The organism is Hallella seregens ATCC 51272 (assembly GCF_000518545.1).
Classification (GTDB): Bacteria; Bacteroidota; Bacteroidia; order Bacteroidales; family Bacteroidaceae; genus Prevotella; species Prevotella seregens.
Genome location: NZ_JADU01000001.1, coordinates 12,881 through 28,703 on the forward strand (window position 1 = coordinate 12,881; position 15,823 = coordinate 28,703).

The window sequence follows — 15,823 nt, forward strand, 5'->3', positions numbered from 1 at the left end:
CGTTCTTTGCTATCCTCGAAAAAATGTAGAAAAATAGCATTTGTATCCTCTAAAAAGTGTGGTTTTTCCTTGTTTTTATCCTCGAAAAAATGTAATTTTGCTTTAAAATCAGCTGAATATGAAGCGGAAAGCATTGGAACGACTACAAGCATGGAAAGCAAGTGCGGAGCGGAAACCGCTCTTTCTCCTTGGTGCACGCCAGGTAGGAAAGACGTGACTCATGAGGGAGTTTGGCATGGAGTGCTACGAATCGGTTGCCTATATCAACTGCGATGCAGAGCCTTTGGCCAAGGGTTTGTTCACCGACGATTATAGCATTGAGCGCATTCTGTTTGCCGTACAGGCTATATCGGGAGTCAAACCGGAGCCGGGCAAAACGCTGTTGGTCTTCGATGAGATACAGGAGGTGCTACGTGGACTGCACAGCTTGAAGTATTTTCAGGAGAATGCGCCCGAATATCATGTAATGGCCGCAGGTTCCCTGCTGGGCATTACGCTTCACCAGGGCGACTCGTTTCCTGTCGGCAAGGTGGATATGATGTCCGTCCATCCCATGGACTTTGAGGAGTTTTTGGAGGCAAACGGCGAAGAAGCATTGTTGCAGATTCTTCGTCAAGGCGACTGGAAAATGATGGATATGTTTGCATCCAAGTTCATAGAGCAGCTTCGCTACTATTATTTTGTGGGTGGAATGCCCGAGGTTGTCTCACGCTTCGTCGAGCATCATGATTTGGCAGAGGTGCGACGACTTCAGCAAAACATTCTGGAAGCCTATCGCAACGATATATCCAAGCATAGTTCCAAAACGGAGAATGTCCGTATCGGGCAAGTGCTGGCCAGCCTTCCCTCGCAGTTGGCCAAGGAAAACAAGAAGTTTGTCTATGGAGTTGTCAGGCAGGGAGCACGCGCGAAAGACTATGAGCTGGCCATACAATGGCTCATTGATGCAGGGATCATTCACAAAGTAAGCCGCGTGAAAGAGATTCTGTCGCCTGTGAAGTTCTATGAAGATCCGAGTGCTTTCAAGGTTTTTCTGCTCGATTGCGGCCTGTTTGGCTGTATGGCGGATGCTCCTGCCAGAGAAATGCTGATAGGAAGCAACGTCTTTAGAGAGTTCAAAGGCTCTTTTTCCGAGCAGTTTGTCTTGCAGCAGCTAGCCTCAATGGGGTTGACCGCTTATTATTGGAGCAATGATACAAGCCCTGCGGAAATAGATTTTGTTGTCCAAACCGCGGAAAGAGTTATCCCGATTGAGGTTAAGGCCGAAGAGAACGTCCGTGCACGCTCCATGAAAACTTATATTGACAATCATCCCGATGCCCGTTTGAAGGGCCTCCGTCTCTCGATGAAAGGATACGTTGACCAGAGTTGGATGGAGAACGTGCCCCTGTATGGCATGCTCAAGTACGCCTTTGTGAAAGGCTGATAATAGTATGGTGGTATATCTATAATGTATTAACGCAATCTTCATTTTTTGTTCTTTCAATCAATTTTGCCTCAATTTCTTCGATGGTAGGCATTGTTCCCTCTAATGTCTCAGGATAGAATTTCTCAAGGTCGTACTCGGATATGGCTATCGGTTGGCTGCTTGATTCCAAGGCGAATTGTGCTTGTATTTTGTCTTTTTCCTTGCAGATGAGCAAACCTATGGTTGGATTGTCGCGCCCCTCCCTGCGTAGAATGTGATTGCATGCAACGACATATCCTCCCAACTGTCCGATGTCAGGGAAAGAGAACTTGCCGATTTTGACCTCTATAACTACATAGCAAGACAGTTTAAGATTGTAGAAAAGTAAGTCAACGAAATTCTCTGTGTTGCCTATTTCCAACTGATATTCCTTGCCCACATAGGCGAATCCTGTACCCAACTCTGTGAGAAACCGAGTGATATTGTTCAGCAAAGCATCTTTGAGTATTCGCTCGTTGTAAGGCTTGGCAACTCCTGTAAATGCAAAGTTGTAAGGGTCTTTGGTGAGTTCCTGTGCCAAATTGCTGTCGGTAGAGGGCAGTGTATTCTTGAAATTGGTCAATGCTTTGCCCTGTCGCTCGTAGAGATTGGACGATATGGCGTTGAGTAACAGAGAACGACTCCAACCCTTTTCTACTGTTTGCAATACATAGAAAACGGCCTTTTCAGGATTTTCAGAACACTTGTCTATCAGTATTTTGTGATGCCCCCAAGGCACGCAGAAAATGCCTTCTTGAAGTTTTGCCCCAGCTTGGGGCATATTGCCCTTGGTTGTTTTTGCCCCAGCTTGGGGCAAACTTGTCATTATCGGATGATAGAGCAGGAAGAACTGCTTGCAATAGTAGATATTGCGCTGTGTCAGTCCGCTCATATCAGGCATGGAATCTTTCAAGTCGACGGCCAAGCGACTTATTACTTTCTCACCCCAGCGTTTCTCTATGCGTAAGGCCACAATGTCTCTGCCCAGTTCCCAATAGAAACGAAGCATCTCTTCGTTAACTTTGATAGCAGCCTTGATTTGGCTCTGACGGTAACGCTTGCACAGTCTCCTTATCCATAGTTGATATTCTTTATCTACAATGTTGATAGATTTATTCATATATTTTTGTTGTTTCATTGTGATTTGCCCGCCGGCAGCTTACGCCTTGCGGCTGGCCGGATATTGGATGCGGGTGTGGTAGATGGCTTTAAGACGGTCGATGAGCACCTGCTTGGCCACGGCAATGTCGTAGAACGTGATCTTGCATTCCTTGAAGTTGCCGTCGGCCACTTGCTGGTCGATGAGCTTGTTCACGAGGGAGCTGATGTTCTCCTCGGTGTACTCCTTGAGCGAGTGCGACGCGGCCTCGCACGTGTCGGCCATCATGAGAATGGCCTGTTCACGCGTGTAGGGGTTGGGGCCGGGATAGGTGAACAGCTCCTTGTCGACAATTTCGTCGGGGTGCTCGTTCTGATACTTGATGTAGAAATACTTGGCCAGTCCGTGCCCGTGATGGGTGAGAATGAAGTCGCGGATGATGACCGGCAGGTTGGCCTCCTCGGCCAGTTTCACGCCGTTGGCCACATGACTGATGATGATACGCGCACTCTCCTTGTCGGTGAGGTTGTCGTGCGGGTTGACGCCGCCCTGCTGGTTCTCGGTGAAAAAGGCCGGGTTGACCATCTTGCCGATGTCGTGGTACAGGGCGCCCGTGCGCACAAGGGTGCTGTTGGCCCCAATCTTGTTGGCAATTTCTGAGGCCAGGTTGCCCACGGTGATGGAGTGCTGAAAGGTGCCGGGGGCCACCTCGCTGAGGTTGCGCAGCAGCCCCTTGTTGGTGTTGGATAGTTCGATGAGCGTGATGGCCGACACGAAGCCAAAGGCTTTTTCGATGAGAAACATCAGCGGATAGGCCAGCAACAGCAGTACGCCGTTGATGAGGAAGTGGTAGTACATGCTGGTGTCGAGTGTAAATTCTTCGACGCTCTGCATGAGTTTCAGCGTGAAATAGGTGAGACTCATGGCCAAAAACACCATGAGGGCGGTGCGGAACACCTGTGCGCGCGACGACATTTCGCGCAGCGAGTAGATGGCCACGAGCCCTGCCACGGTCTGCATGACGATGAACTCAAACTGGAAGCGCACGGCCGCCGCACTGATGAGCACGGTGGTCATGTGAGTGATGAACGAGGTGCGCGAGTCGAGGAACACGCGCACGAACACAGGGACAAAGGCAAAGGGCAGAATGTAGACGCTAAAGTTGAAGTAGCTGTGCTGCATCATGAGCGACACCAGAATGGGGAACACGGTGATGAGCGTGTAGACCATGGTGATGCTGCGCGGCTTGTCGAAGTAGTCTTTGCGGAAAAGAGCCAGATAAATGGTGAAGAGCAGTACGAAGAGCAACACGTAGATGGTGTTGCCGATGAAGTTGTTGGTGAGCTGCGCCTGGGAGGCGCTGCGCCGCTGCATCTCCTTTTCAAAGGAGTTGAGCACGCGGTAATTGTAGTCGGTTACCATCTCGCCCATGCCGATAATCTTCTGTCCGCTCATCACCATGCCGCTTGCAGGCGATATGCCGCTGAGCAAATCGTTCTTGGCTGTCTCGGAGATGGGCTTGTCGTAAATCAGGTTGGGCTCGATGTAATTGTTCAGATTGATTCGCTGCAGGGCCGTGCGCTCGGAGGCCAAGTCGGGATCAGAGAGCAGTTGCTCATAAGCCGACATGGTGGAGTAGATGCAGTTGATTTGGATGCTCTCGGCATTTTTGCCGAAGATGACACGTACCAGGCTCGTCGTGTCGTTGCGGATGATGCTGTTGTAATTGGGCGTCTCCATGATGCCGGCTTGGTAGAGGCGGTGCAGTCGGTCTATGATGATGGCGGCAAGGCCGGCCGGCACGTTGGGGATGCCGTCTGCGAAGTCATGGCGGAACTTGTTGATTTCGTTCGTCTCCACCTGATTGTCGTAGTTGTAGTAAGGCTGGAACTGACGCAGCAACGAGTCTTTCTCCTTGGCCAGAGCCTCCTCGGTCTTGTAGATGGGGAAGTCGTATTTGGCAATGATGGTGTTGTAGTGCCAAGGTTCGCCCACTTCGTAGGTGAACTGACGGCCCTCGCTGCGGGGCAGGAACCACACAATGAGCAGCGTGGTGACCAGTACGAGGGTGCCGCGCGTGAAGAAATTGCGCCAATAGTGCTCCCTGCTGTGGCTGAACTGTTCGATAAATCTCATTTCCGTCTTATCTTCTGGTTTACCTTGCGAAAATACTAAAAAAATACGGCAAAGCCGAAAAAATGTATTAATTTTGCACAAAATAAGTTTTTATAAGCATGTCAGAAAGAAAAGTCAGGGTGCGTTTTGCACCCAGCCCGACTGGTGCTTTGCACATTGGCGGCGTGCGTACTGCGCTTTACAATTATCTTTTTGCCCGTCAGCATGGCGGTGAACTGGTGTTCCGCATTGAAGACACCGACTCTCATCGCTTTGTGCCCGGGGCCGAAGAATATATTCTGGAGTCGTTCCGCTGGCTGGGCATCCAGTTCGACGAGGGTGTCAGCTTCGGCGGCAGCCACGGTCCTTACCGCCAGAGCGAGCGCCGGGACATCTATAAGGAATATGTGAAGCTGCTGCTGGATGCCGGCAAGGCCTACTACGCTTTCGACACACCCGAGGAGCTGGAACAGAAGCGCACCGAGGTGCAGAACTTCCAATATGATGCCTCGACCCGCCAGCAGATGCGCAATTCGCTCACCATGGAGCGCAGCGAATGGGAGGCTCTGATTGCCGACGGTGCGCAGTTCACCGTGCGCTTCAAGGTGGAGCCCGGGCAGGAAATCCACGTGAACGACATGATTCGCGGCGACGTGCGTGTGAAGAGCGACATTCTGGACGACAAAGTGCTCTACAAAAGTGCCGACGAACTGCCCACCTACCACCTGGCCAACATCGTGGACGACCATCTGATGGAGATTACCCACGTGATTCGTGGTGAGGAATGGTTGCCCAGCGCACCGCTCCACGTACTGCTCTACCAGGCTTTCGACTGGGACGACACGATGCCGCGGTTTGCCCATCTGCCCTTGCTGCTGAAGCCGGAGGGCAAGGGCAAGCTCTCCAAACGCGACGGCGACCGGCTGGGTTTCCCGGTGTTTCCGCTGGAATGGCACGACCCCAAGACAGGCGAGGTGAGCTCGGGCTATCGCGAGAGCGGCTATTTTCCCGAGGCTGTGGTCAACTTCCTGGCCCTGCTGGGCTGGAATCCCGGCACCGAGCAGGAGTTGTTCAGTCTGGACGAACTGGTCGAGACTTTCGACATCACCAAGTGCTCCAAGAGCGGTGCCAAGTTTGATTATCAGAAAGGGATATGGTTCAACCATGAATATATGTTGCGCAAGTCGGACGACGAGATAGCTCGTGAGTTTGCCGCCATCGTGGCCAACAATGGTGTGGACGAGACGTTCGAGCGCGTAAAGCTCGTGGTGCATCTGATGAAAGACCGTGTGAGCTTTGTCAAGGAACTGTGGCCCCTGTGTTCGTTCTTCTTCATAGCCCCCACCGCCTACGACGAGAAGACCGTGAAGAAACGCTGGAAAGCCTTCTCCGGACAGCAGATGGCCGAACTGGCCGACGTGCTGCAGGGCATCGACGACTTCTCCATTGAAGGGCAGGAGCCCGTGGTGATGAAATGGGTCGAGGACAAAGGCTATAAGCTCGGCGATGTGATGAATGCTTTCCGGCTGGCCCTTGTGGGTGTCGGCAAAGGCCCCGGCATGTTCGACATTTCTGCTTTCCTCGGAAAGGAGGAGACCATCTGTCGGTTGAAGCGTGCCATCGAGGCTTTGCCCAAAGGCGAGTAATATGTATCAGGTTTTCATCTGTCTCTATACGTTTGGCGTATGGGTGGCCAGCCTGTTCAGCCGAAAAGTGCGAAAGATGTGGAGGGGCGAACACGAGGCTTTCCGTATCTTGCAGCAGCGTGTTGACCCGCAGGCGCGATATGTATGGTTCCATGCTGCCTCGCTCGGCGAGTTCGAGCAGGGCCGTCCGCTCATCGAGCAAATTCGTCGGGAGCATCCGGAGTACAAGGTGTTGCTCACTTTCTTCTCGCCATCGGGCTACGAAGTGCGCAAGAATTACGAGGCGGCCGACATCTGTTGCTACCTGCCGCTCGACACCGTAGCCAATGCCCGCCGCTTCCTGCGGCTGGTGCGCCCGGAGATGGCTTTCTTTATCAAGTACGAGTTTTGGTACAACTATCTGCACATCCTGCGTCATCGTGGCGTGCCCGTCTATAGCGTGTCGAGCATATTCCGGCCCGACCAGATATTCTTTCGCTGGTATGGCCGCCGTTATGGCCGGGTGCTTCACTGCTTTACCCATTTCTTCGTGCAGAATGAGGAGAGCCGCGTGCTGCTCCACAAGATAGGCATTGACGAGGTTACGGTGGTCGGGGACACGCGCTTCGACCGTGTCCTGCAAATCAAGGAGGCCAGCAAGCGGCTGCCGATGGTCGAGGCTTTCGTAGGCAAGGACACCCCCATGGTGTTTGTGGCGGGGTCGTCGTGGCCGCCCGACGAGGAGATATTCATAGATTACTTCAATGCTCACCGAGACTGGAAGCTCATCATTGCTCCCCATGTGATAGGCGAAGACCACCTTCGGCAGATTCTGGCGCGGTTCAACGGCAAGGCCGTGCGCTACTCGGAAGCCACGGAAGTGGATGTGCATGAGGCCGACTGCCTGATTATCGACTGCTTCGGCCTGTTGTCGAGCATCTATCATTATGGCAGCGTGTCGTATGTGGGTGGCGGTTTCGGCGTGGGTATTCACAATGTGTTGGAGGCCGCCGTATGGGGTATTCCCGTGATTTTCGGGCCCAACAACAAACATTTCCAGGAGGCCCAGGACCTGATTCGGACGGGTGGAGGCTTTGAGATACAGGGTGGGGACGACTTTGTTAGGTTGATGAATCGGTTTGACGCCGATGCCGGTAGTCTGCAGCGTAGCGGCGAGGCGGCCGGTGAGTTTGTCAAGAGCAGGGCCGGTGCTACGTCTGGAGTGCTCTCGCACATTGCTGCATTGCGCTGAGGCATACAGTCGGTTGTGGGTGCAGAGCCCGCCCCTACACACGAGCCCCCTTGGAACTTTCAGTCCAAGGGGGCTCGTGTGTAGGAACGGATGTCCGGGATTATTTTGTGGCGAAGACCTCTGCCATGTGCTCCAAACCTTGGTGGAGCAGTTCGCGGGGGCAGGCCAGGTTGATGCGCAGATAGCCCTCGCCGGCCTTTTGCCCGTAGAGCGTGCCGCTGCTCACAAGCACCTTGCCCTCGTGGAGCAGTCGTTTGGCAGCCTCGTCGCTTGTCAGTCCGAGAGTCGAAATGTCCACCCAAGCCAGATAGGTGCCTTCGAGGCGAACCGGCCGTAGTTGCGGCAGACGGTTGGCCAGGAAGTGTTTGAGCGTCTCGTAGTTGACATGGATATAGGCGTTGAGAGCGTCGAGCCAGTCTTCGCTCTCGTTGTAGGCCGCCTTGAGAGCCACGGGGCCGAATGGGTTCACGTCGCACACCTCGTAAATGTTGATGACACGGTCGATGCGCCGGCGTGTCTCGCTGTCGCTGCAGACGATGTTGGCTATCTGCAGCCCGGCCGTATTGAAACTCTTGGAGGGTGAGTTGAGGGTGATACAGATGTCGCGGTTCCGGCTATTCACGGCGGCAAAGGGCGTGAACGTGTGCCCCGGCATGATGAGTTCGCAGTGAATCTCATCGCTGATGACGTGCACGTGGTGGCGTGCGCATATTGTCCCCATGCGCTCCAATTCTTCGCGCGTCCATACGCGTCCGGCGGGATTGTGCGGGTTGCAGAGCAGAAACATGGTGGTCTTCTCATCGGAACACTTGCTCTCGAAGTCGTCCCAGTCGATGGTATAGGAGTCGCCTTCGCGGTGCAACTCGTTTTCTGCCAGTTCGCATCCTTGGTTGCGAATGCAGGAGAAAAAGCAATTGTAGACCGGAGTCTGTACCAGCACGCGCTCGCCCGGGAGAGTAAGTGCCTTGATGCAGCAACTGATGGCGGGCACCACGCCGCTGGTATAAAGTATCCAGTCACGCCGGATGTCCCACTGGTGTCGGCGATGGAACCACGAGATGATGGCCTCGTAGTAGCTCTCGTCTATCTGGGTGTAACCGAAAACGCCATGGGCCACACGCTCGGCCAGAGCCCGGCGAATGGGTGGAGCAGCCTGGAAGTCCATGTCCGCCACCCAGAGCGGCAGGGCATCCTCGGGTATGGAATCCCATTTGTAGGAGCCTGTGTGACGGCGGTTGATGATCTGATCGAAAGGTTGTGTGGCCATGGTATCAGCGGGTTTGGATGTGACAGTCGTGCCCTTTGGCATACTCGTCGTAGGTGACAGAACCGATCTCGTCGGCCACAATGGTGCCCGAGACAGGGTTCTTGATGTTGGTGATGGCCCCGCGGATGTCGGCTTGGATGTTTGTGCTGTCCTCAAAGGCACGGTCGCACTCGGTATCGAAAGTACAGTCTTCGAGCACGACATGATCCATATAGCAGAGCGGTTGCTCGCCACCGATGTGACAGCGCACGAGTTTCACATTCTTGCTGTGCCAAGCCAAATACTCGCCATTGAGCTCAGAGTCGTAGACTGCCACATTGTCGCACTCCCAGAACGAGTCCTTGGTCGTAATCTTGGCATGGTGAACCTCTACGTTCTTGCAGTACTGGAATACATATTTGGCATCGCTCACCAGTCCGTCCACATAGATGTTCTTGGAGAACATGAAAGGATAGGTGCCTTCGTGAAGTTCCACATCCTTGAGCTTCAGTCCGTCTACACGCCAGAAAGTTTCGTCAGCATCATTGATTTTGACCCGCTCCAGCGAGAGGTTCTTCATCTCACGGAAGAACTTCGGGCCGTCGATGACGGAGTCTTTCATCACCATATCATTGCTGTACCAGATGGCCGAACGGCTACTCTCGGCAAAGTAACAGTTGGTGATGAGGCTGCGGTCTACGTGCCACCAGGGATATTTGCCGTAGAAACGGGAGTTGTCGCACTCCAAGTCTTCGCAGCACTTGATGCCTGACTCGCCGTCTGTAATCTCTATATTCTCCAGACGCACCTGCCTGGCGCCAAACAGAGGTCGCTCGCCTCCATACTTCTTGTCTTTGATAATTTCCATTGCTTGTTGATGCTTTGCCCCTGCCATACAGAAGGCTCTTTGATGATTTGTATTGATAATCTCCATTTCATCAAACCACAGCGCAAAGATGATGCCAAAACGTTGTGAGCTGAATAAAAAGTTGGAAAAACTTTCAGATAGGCATGTTGCCTCGTAGGGGTTTTTACCAATTGGAGGTTATTAGGATAGAAATGCCCCTAAGAATGGGTGTGTCTAAAGAATAATCAACAAGAAATAAAACGTAAATCACATGAAAATCAAAGTTTTTGCACTATCTTTGTGCTTGGTAGCAGGGCTGGGTCAGGTTCGCGCACAGTCGATCGGCAAGTATACGACAGACAACCGTCACGAGTTCCGCATCGGTTACAGCGACGGACTTACCCTTGGTACTGCCAGTTTCTGGGGAATCGGACTGGGCGATGCCCTTACGGGAACCACGCGTACCGACGAGGTGTCGAGCGGTGTTATCGGTTTAGGTTACCGTTATCAGCTCAGTCGGTTCCGCTTGGGTCTTGACCTTGGTTTTGCATCGGTGTCCAGCAAGTACGACTATTCAGGCAGCAAGAAGAAGGACATCAAGGAGACGCAGCTCAACTTCATGGTGATGCCTGTGGCCGAGATGGTGTACTTTAAAAAAGGTATCGTAGAACTCTATGGCTCGGCAGCCGTCGGCGTGGACTTTACCAGTACCAAGGAGAAAGGGCTTACTGAAGCAGGAAAGGCCCATGCTAATACAAAGGCCAAGACCTCGGCGGACTTTGCTTTCCAGGTGAACCCGATTGCCGTGCGCTTGGGCAACGATCGCATTGGTGGCTTTGTCGAGGCCGGACTGGGCTACAAAGGCTTCCTGACGGCCGGTGTCAGTCTGAAGTTTTAAGCCGTAGAACACAAAACAAGCTCATGGAGACTCCACGGAAAGAACGTTTCAAGCAACTGTTTCAGCGATATTACCCGGTGCTGTGTAGCACGGCACACGGGTATCTCGCCGATGCAGCCGACTGCGAAGATGTGGTGCAGGAACTTTTCGTCAGTGTGTGGAACCGCGGAAAAGACAATCTGCCTGACGACGAACTGGCGGCCTATTTTATCAAAGCCGTACGCAACAACTGTATTACGCTGCTACGCCACCGCCAGCGTATGGAAACGGTATCGATGGAAGAACGGGCAGTCTGTATGGCCGAGCAAACCGTTGAACAGTCGCCTATGGAGACGGAAACTACCGATTATGCGTTGCTGCTTGATGAGGTGCTGGCAGCCCTGCCGCCCAAATGTCGTGATGTCTTCATGATGAGTAAACTGCAAAAGATGAAGTACCGGGAGATAGCCATGACTCTTAACGTGTCGGAAAAGACCGTTGAGAATCACATGGGCAAGGCTTTCAAAATCATCCGGGCCTATGCAGCCACCCATGCCGTGGCTATGCTTCTTGCCACCTTATTTTATAGCAATCTTCCCTTACTCTTTATCTCTACTGCCCTATGAATACTTTACAGAACATAGATGCCATTCTGGGCCGCCATTTCTCGGGCGAAGCCCTTACGAATGATGAGCGTGCCGAACTCGAAGCCTACAAGGCTGACAACGGGGACGAGTTTCACAAAATAGACACCCTGCTCTCGGCCCTGCCCGACGATGCCCCTGCACTTCAGGTAGACACCGACCGGGCCTGGCAGCAGGTGGAGTCGCGACTGGGCGAGGCAGAACATCGTGCCGGGTTGCATAGGCTCTATCCGTTGCTGGCAGTGGCAGCCTCGTTGCTGCTGTTTGTGGGCATGGGTTTCTGGGCCTACCGCAGCATTGCGGCAGACAAGGGGCTGTGCTATGTCAATGAAAACTCGCGCGACACCACGGTGACCCTGCCCGACGGGTCGTTGATGAGGCTGGCCCCGTCGTCTTCGGCCGAATACGCCGAGACATCCGAATCCTACGGCCGACAAGTGAAATTGCGGGGCAGAGCCTTCTTCGATGTGATTCACAGTGGGCGGACCTTCCGTGTGAAAGCCGGTGAGCTGAGAGTGGAAGTGCTGGGTACATCGTTTACGGTGGATGCCACCGATGTCGACCGGGCACATGTGAGTGTGACAACAGGCCGTGTACAGGTGACAGCCCACAGGCAGACATTGGTGCTCACACGGGGTGAGCAGGTGCAGATGGAGCAGGGTCGCATGAGGCACAAGCAACAGGCCGAATCTCGGAAAGATACCCCCCATGTGTTCGACTTTGACAATACGCCTATCCGCGATGCTGTCGAGGAGGTGGCGCGTGCACTCGATGTGCAAATCACGGTAGAGCCAAGTGTGTCGGCTGTCAATCGGGTGACGACCCACATGCAGGTGACGACACCCATGCAGGCCTTGCGCGAGTTTGCCCTGCTTTGCGGATGTCGTTGCGACTCAGTGTCGCCGCTCAGATACCGTCTGCATTGATACGGATAGATGATTTTTCGTAATGACGGAGTTTAGACCGCACACAGACAGACCTTTGAGGAAGTATATTCTCTTCCTCTTTCTGTTGCTTGTCCCGCTATCTGTCTCGGCCCAGCACAGCATAGCCGAGGAGACCCTCCATGTGGAGGCCTCCTCGGCTACGTTGCGTTCTTGGCTGGCTCGTGTGGAGCGGGAGGGGAAGATGGTGCTGGCCTACAACTCCGGATTGCTTGACATGGATCGACGTATGAGCTGTACGGTAACGGGAATGGTCACCGTGGGTCGTTTGCTGTCCATGGTGCTGGCCGATTATGATTACAAGCTGCTGCCCATGCCCGGCCGCAAGCTGCTCATCCAAGTGCTCGGCCCTCGCCTCTACGATCTGACTGGTACCGTGCGTGAACAAGGCACGCAGGAGCACCTAATGGGAGCCACGGTGACGGTGACTGATGCAGGGGGGCGTCGAACCTATGCTGTTACTGATCACGATGGAACTTTCAACGTGGGGGTGGCACGCGGCACAGTACGTGTGGCGGTGAGCTATGTGGGCTATGCGCCTGAGGAACGTGTGTTGACAGTGGACGGAAACCGTATGCTTTCCTTGGCATTGAAGCCAGTTCCTTTCGAGGTGAAGGCGGTGCATGTGAAACGACGTAAGAGCATGGAGGAAATGGACGAGGTGGCACCGTCGAACATGGTTTCGTTCAGCAATGCCGACCTTTTCTCCCAGATACGCATTCTGCCCGGCGTGTCGGCCTCTTCGGCCAATATGGACTTCAGTGTGGCTGGTGGGTCCACTGACGAGAACCTCTTCTTGCTTGACGGATTTCCGGTCTACAATCCTGGTCATATTAATTCCATGCTGACGCTCTTCAATGGCGACGCAGTGAAAAGTGTGTCGTTTTACAACGGCTTCATTCCTACCCAGTATGAAGGCCGTCTCTCCTCGGTGACCGATGTGCACCTGCGGGATGGCAACAAGCAGACCTTTTCCAATACACTCTCGCTCGACATGCCGTCGGCCTCGGCCGTGCTTGAGGGGCCGATCCTGAAGAACCGGCTGTCCTATCTTGTGGCAGGGCGGCACAGTTGGCTCGATTTTTTTGATGAGGCTGTATCTTCCGAAGACCGTATGAACCACAGTTTCCACGATGAAAATGTGAAGCTTTCGTGCGACCTCGACTCTGTGACCACGCTCAGCCTTTCGGCTTACAACTCGGTGGACGACTATCGGGCCCCTGGTGAGCGTCAGCGCAACTCCATGCTCCACTGGAACAATCAGCTCTATGCACTGCGCTTCAACACGCTACTGATGCGCAAGGTGAGTACTACGGCTTCGGTGGCCTATTCGCGCCATACCACTCGGGCCAACACCAACGACTACTTCGATGAAGACGAAAACCCCACCTCGGGGGGCAATATTCGCAACCGTATCCAAAGTATTTATGTGAATACGGAGTTTACCTATATGCCTGGAACATTCTATACCATGCGCTGGGGACTCAAAGGCGACCTTCAGCGCTATGAGCTCACGTCTTTTGGACGGGTTGATACCAGCCGCTGGCAACCCACGATGCAACTTGCCCTTTTCTATGACAACCGTGTACGTGTTGCCCCATGGCTCTATGCACAGGTGGGGCTCAATTACGTGCGTTACATGCCACGTCACAACCGAAGCTACAACAGTGTGCAGCCACGTTTCTCACTGAAAGCGTCGCTGGGCGATGCCGATTTGGTTTACGGCTGCGTATCGCGTATGGAACAGTTTTTCCATCACATCCGTGTGAGCGAGATTGTCACACCGTTTGATTTTGTGATGCCCAGTATCGGAACTTTCGGTCCCACTACGGGCACTCATGTGGAACTGGGCTGGAAACACTACACGGCCAGGGGCATCCTGGAGCTCTCGGCCTATTACAAGCGGCGTGCCCATGTGTTGGCCTTGCGCCCCAATGCCTATATTGAGGACAGCAACTGGGCTAACTACGTCATGGCTGGCACGGGCGAGAGCTATGGGACGAGTTTCTATTATTACGATCATTGGCGGCGGCTGGGCTGGCAGCTCTCCTATATGCTCTCGCAAAGCCGCGAGTGGTTCGACGAATTGCGTGAACGGGGACGCATGCCGGCAGCCTACGATGTTCCACATGTGCTCAACGGAGCCGTGTCTTACAATGTGGGACGGGGATCGCTTGTTACAGTAGGCGGCAACTTGCATTCTGGACGCATTTTGGGCGAAAGTTGGGATGAGGACGGCTTCCAGTTGTCCGGTTCCCGTTCTCTGCGTGACCCTCTGCGGTATCGTCTTGATGCCAGCTATTCCTGGCGCAAGGAGTTCCGCCGGTCCAAACTGCTGCTACGCGCAGGACTCTACAATATCGTGGGCAATCCCTCGGAAGAAGATATGTTCTTCTATTTCTCAGTTAAAATCAGAAACCATTGTGTTCCCTTTGGTACAGTGACATTCCGTTTCTGATGTGAGTGGATGGTCGTGTGGAATTTTTGATAAGAATAGAAAAGAAACGAGCTGCCGCGTGTTCCTATGAGGAAACACGCGGCAGCTGAATGTTAGAGTTGTGGAACCTGCAGAACCGAGCTTAGAGATTGGCGTTGTCTTTCTTCCAGTCAGCAACGGTGGGAACAATGTCAAGGCTGACAATCTCGTCGCGCATCTTGCAGAGGTGTTCGTAAGAAGCCTTGAGCTCTGCCATTTCCTCGGCTGTGCCTGTTGGCTCTGTATAGTGTACGCCTGTGGCATCAATGGTAGTAGGCATGGCCATCATCACATTGTGGAAGCCGAGCTTGTCGTCGTTCACATAGCAGCCTGCCGGCAGAGTGAACTTTTCACCACCCATGGCTGCTTCGATCATCTTCACAGCATTGTAAGCAGGACTTTGGAAAGAACTACGGCCGCGGAGCTTGATGATGTTCGAGCCGCCCTGAACGGTGTTGTGCTTGATCTCCGCCCAACGCTCCTCCGACAGATTCATCTCCGACAGGGGCTTGCCGTCGATCTTTACCTGAGAAGCGAATACGGCCATCTGCTCGCCATGGCCACCAAAGGTATGGGCACCGGTCACTTTGTCTTGCTGTACGCCGAACTCGTGTGCCAGAGCCTGCTGCAGACGGGTAGAGTCGAGGGCAGCAAGAGAGGTGAGCTGGTTGGGCTTCAGTCCGGAGTGAATCAGTGCAGTGAGGGCCGTCACGTCGGCAGGGTTGAAGATCACTACCACGTGCTTCACATCGGGGCAGTATTTCTTGATGTTCTCACCGAAGTCGGCAGCAATCTTACAATTGCCTTTCAACAGATCTTCGCGAGTCATACCCTCCTTACGGGGAGCACCACCGGAAGAAATGATGTATTTGGCACCTGTGAAAGCTTCGGCGGCATCAACGGTGTAGGACAAGTTGGCACCTGGAAAGGCACACTGCTCCATTTCGTCGAACACGCCATGAACCCCCGGTTCATAGATGTCGTACAGACAAACATTGGGAGTCAGACCGAGTGTGAGGACAGTCTGAACCATGTTGGAACCAATCATACCGCCGGCACCGACGATGACGAGCTTCTCGTTTGTTAAGAACTTCATAACTACTTAGTATATTTAAATGTTTTAAAGATGTTTTGCTATTGTCTGGACAATGTGCTGTGGACGTGTTGTTATACACATCTGCTACGTATGCAAAGTTACAATAAAATCGAGCAAAAGCGAGATTTATTTCCTGTTTAATTTGTTGTTTATTC

The 15,823-nt window shown here is 53.3% G+C and carries 11 protein-coding genes and 1 pseudogene; 7 read left to right on the plus strand and 5 right to left on the minus strand.

Annotated elements, in window-relative coordinates; translation table 11 throughout:
- Window positions 1-118 precede the first annotated feature (118 nt).
- A pseudogene (locus tag L888_RS0100065) lies at window positions 119-1,426 on the plus strand (ATP-binding protein).
- A gap of 19 nt (window positions 1,427-1,445) precedes the next feature.
- Here the strand turns inward: L888_RS0100065 and L888_RS0100070 are convergent.
- Window positions 1,446-2,567 carry a PDDEXK nuclease domain-containing protein gene (locus L888_RS0100070; RefSeq protein ID WP_027951404.1) on the minus strand — a complete coding sequence of 374 codons (1,122 nt, stop codon included), beginning with the start codon at window positions 2,565-2,567 and terminating at the stop codon, window positions 1,446-1,448.
- Between the two features lie 39 nt (window positions 2,568-2,606).
- Window positions 2,607-4,682 (minus strand): HD family phosphohydrolase, encoded by a 2,076-nt coding sequence (locus L888_RS0100075; protein ID WP_027951405.1) that lies wholly within the window; start codon window positions 4,680-4,682, stop codon window positions 2,607-2,609.
- A gap of 98 nt (window positions 4,683-4,780) precedes the next feature.
- Between L888_RS0100075 and gltX the strand changes: the two genes are divergently transcribed.
- Both gltX and L888_RS0100085 read left to right on the plus strand, forming a co-directional pair.
- Window positions 4,781-6,307, plus strand: coding sequence for a glutamate--tRNA ligase (gene gltX / locus L888_RS0100080; RefSeq protein ID WP_027951406.1), 1,527 nt, complete (start codon window positions 4,781-4,783; stop codon window positions 6,305-6,307).
- A 1-nt stretch (window position 6,308) separates the two neighbouring features.
- Window positions 6,309-7,538, plus strand: a complete 1,230-nt coding sequence (locus L888_RS0100085) for a 3-deoxy-D-manno-octulosonic acid transferase (protein WP_027951407.1) — start codon at window positions 6,309-6,311, stop codon at window positions 7,536-7,538.
- Between the two features lie 100 nt (window positions 7,539-7,638).
- Here L888_RS0100085 and L888_RS0100090 read toward each other — a convergent pair whose 3' ends face one another.
- Both L888_RS0100090 and L888_RS0100095 read right to left on the minus strand, forming a co-directional pair.
- A complete protein-coding gene (locus L888_RS0100090) occupies window positions 7,639-8,805 on the minus strand; it encodes a MalY/PatB family protein (protein WP_027951408.1) in 1,167 nt (388 codons plus the stop codon).
- A 4-nt stretch (window positions 8,806-8,809) separates the two neighbouring features.
- Complete coding sequence (locus L888_RS0100095) at window positions 8,810-9,652, minus strand: DUF3737 family protein (RefSeq protein ID WP_027951409.1); 843 nt, start codon at window positions 9,650-9,652, stop codon at window positions 8,810-8,812.
- Window positions 9,653-9,902: 250 nt separating this feature from the next.
- On the opposite strand from L888_RS0100095, the gene L888_RS0100100 reads away from it, so the two are divergent.
- From L888_RS0100100 to L888_RS0100115, 4 genes are read left to right on the plus strand one after another with little or no spacing between them, the layout of a single operon-like run.
- On the plus strand, window positions 9,903-10,529 hold the full coding sequence (locus L888_RS0100100; protein WP_027951410.1) for a hypothetical protein: 627 nt from the start codon (window positions 9,903-9,905) through the stop codon (window positions 10,527-10,529).
- A gap of 23 nt (window positions 10,530-10,552) precedes the next feature.
- The gene (locus tag L888_RS0100105; protein WP_027951411.1) at window positions 10,553-11,134 is read left to right on the plus strand and encodes an RNA polymerase sigma-70 factor; all 582 of its coding nucleotides are present in this window, start codon (window positions 10,553-10,555) and stop codon (window positions 11,132-11,134) included.
- Window positions 11,131-12,078, plus strand: a complete 948-nt coding sequence (locus L888_RS0100110) for a FecR family protein (RefSeq protein ID WP_027951412.1) — start codon at window positions 11,131-11,133, stop codon at window positions 12,076-12,078. Before L888_RS0100105 ends, L888_RS0100110 begins: the two co-directional genes overlap by 4 nt.
- 55 nt (window positions 12,079-12,133) lie before the next feature.
- Window positions 12,134-14,554 (plus strand): TonB-dependent receptor, encoded by a 2,421-nt coding sequence (locus L888_RS0100115; protein ID WP_027951413.1) that lies wholly within the window; start codon window positions 12,134-12,136, stop codon window positions 14,552-14,554.
- A gap of 121 nt (window positions 14,555-14,675) precedes the next feature.
- Here L888_RS0100115 and L888_RS0100120 read toward each other — a convergent pair whose 3' ends face one another.
- Window positions 14,676-15,668, minus strand: a complete 993-nt coding sequence (locus L888_RS0100120; protein WP_027951414.1) for a malate dehydrogenase — start codon at window positions 15,666-15,668, stop codon at window positions 14,676-14,678.
- Between the last annotated feature and the right edge of the window lie 155 nt (window positions 15,669-15,823).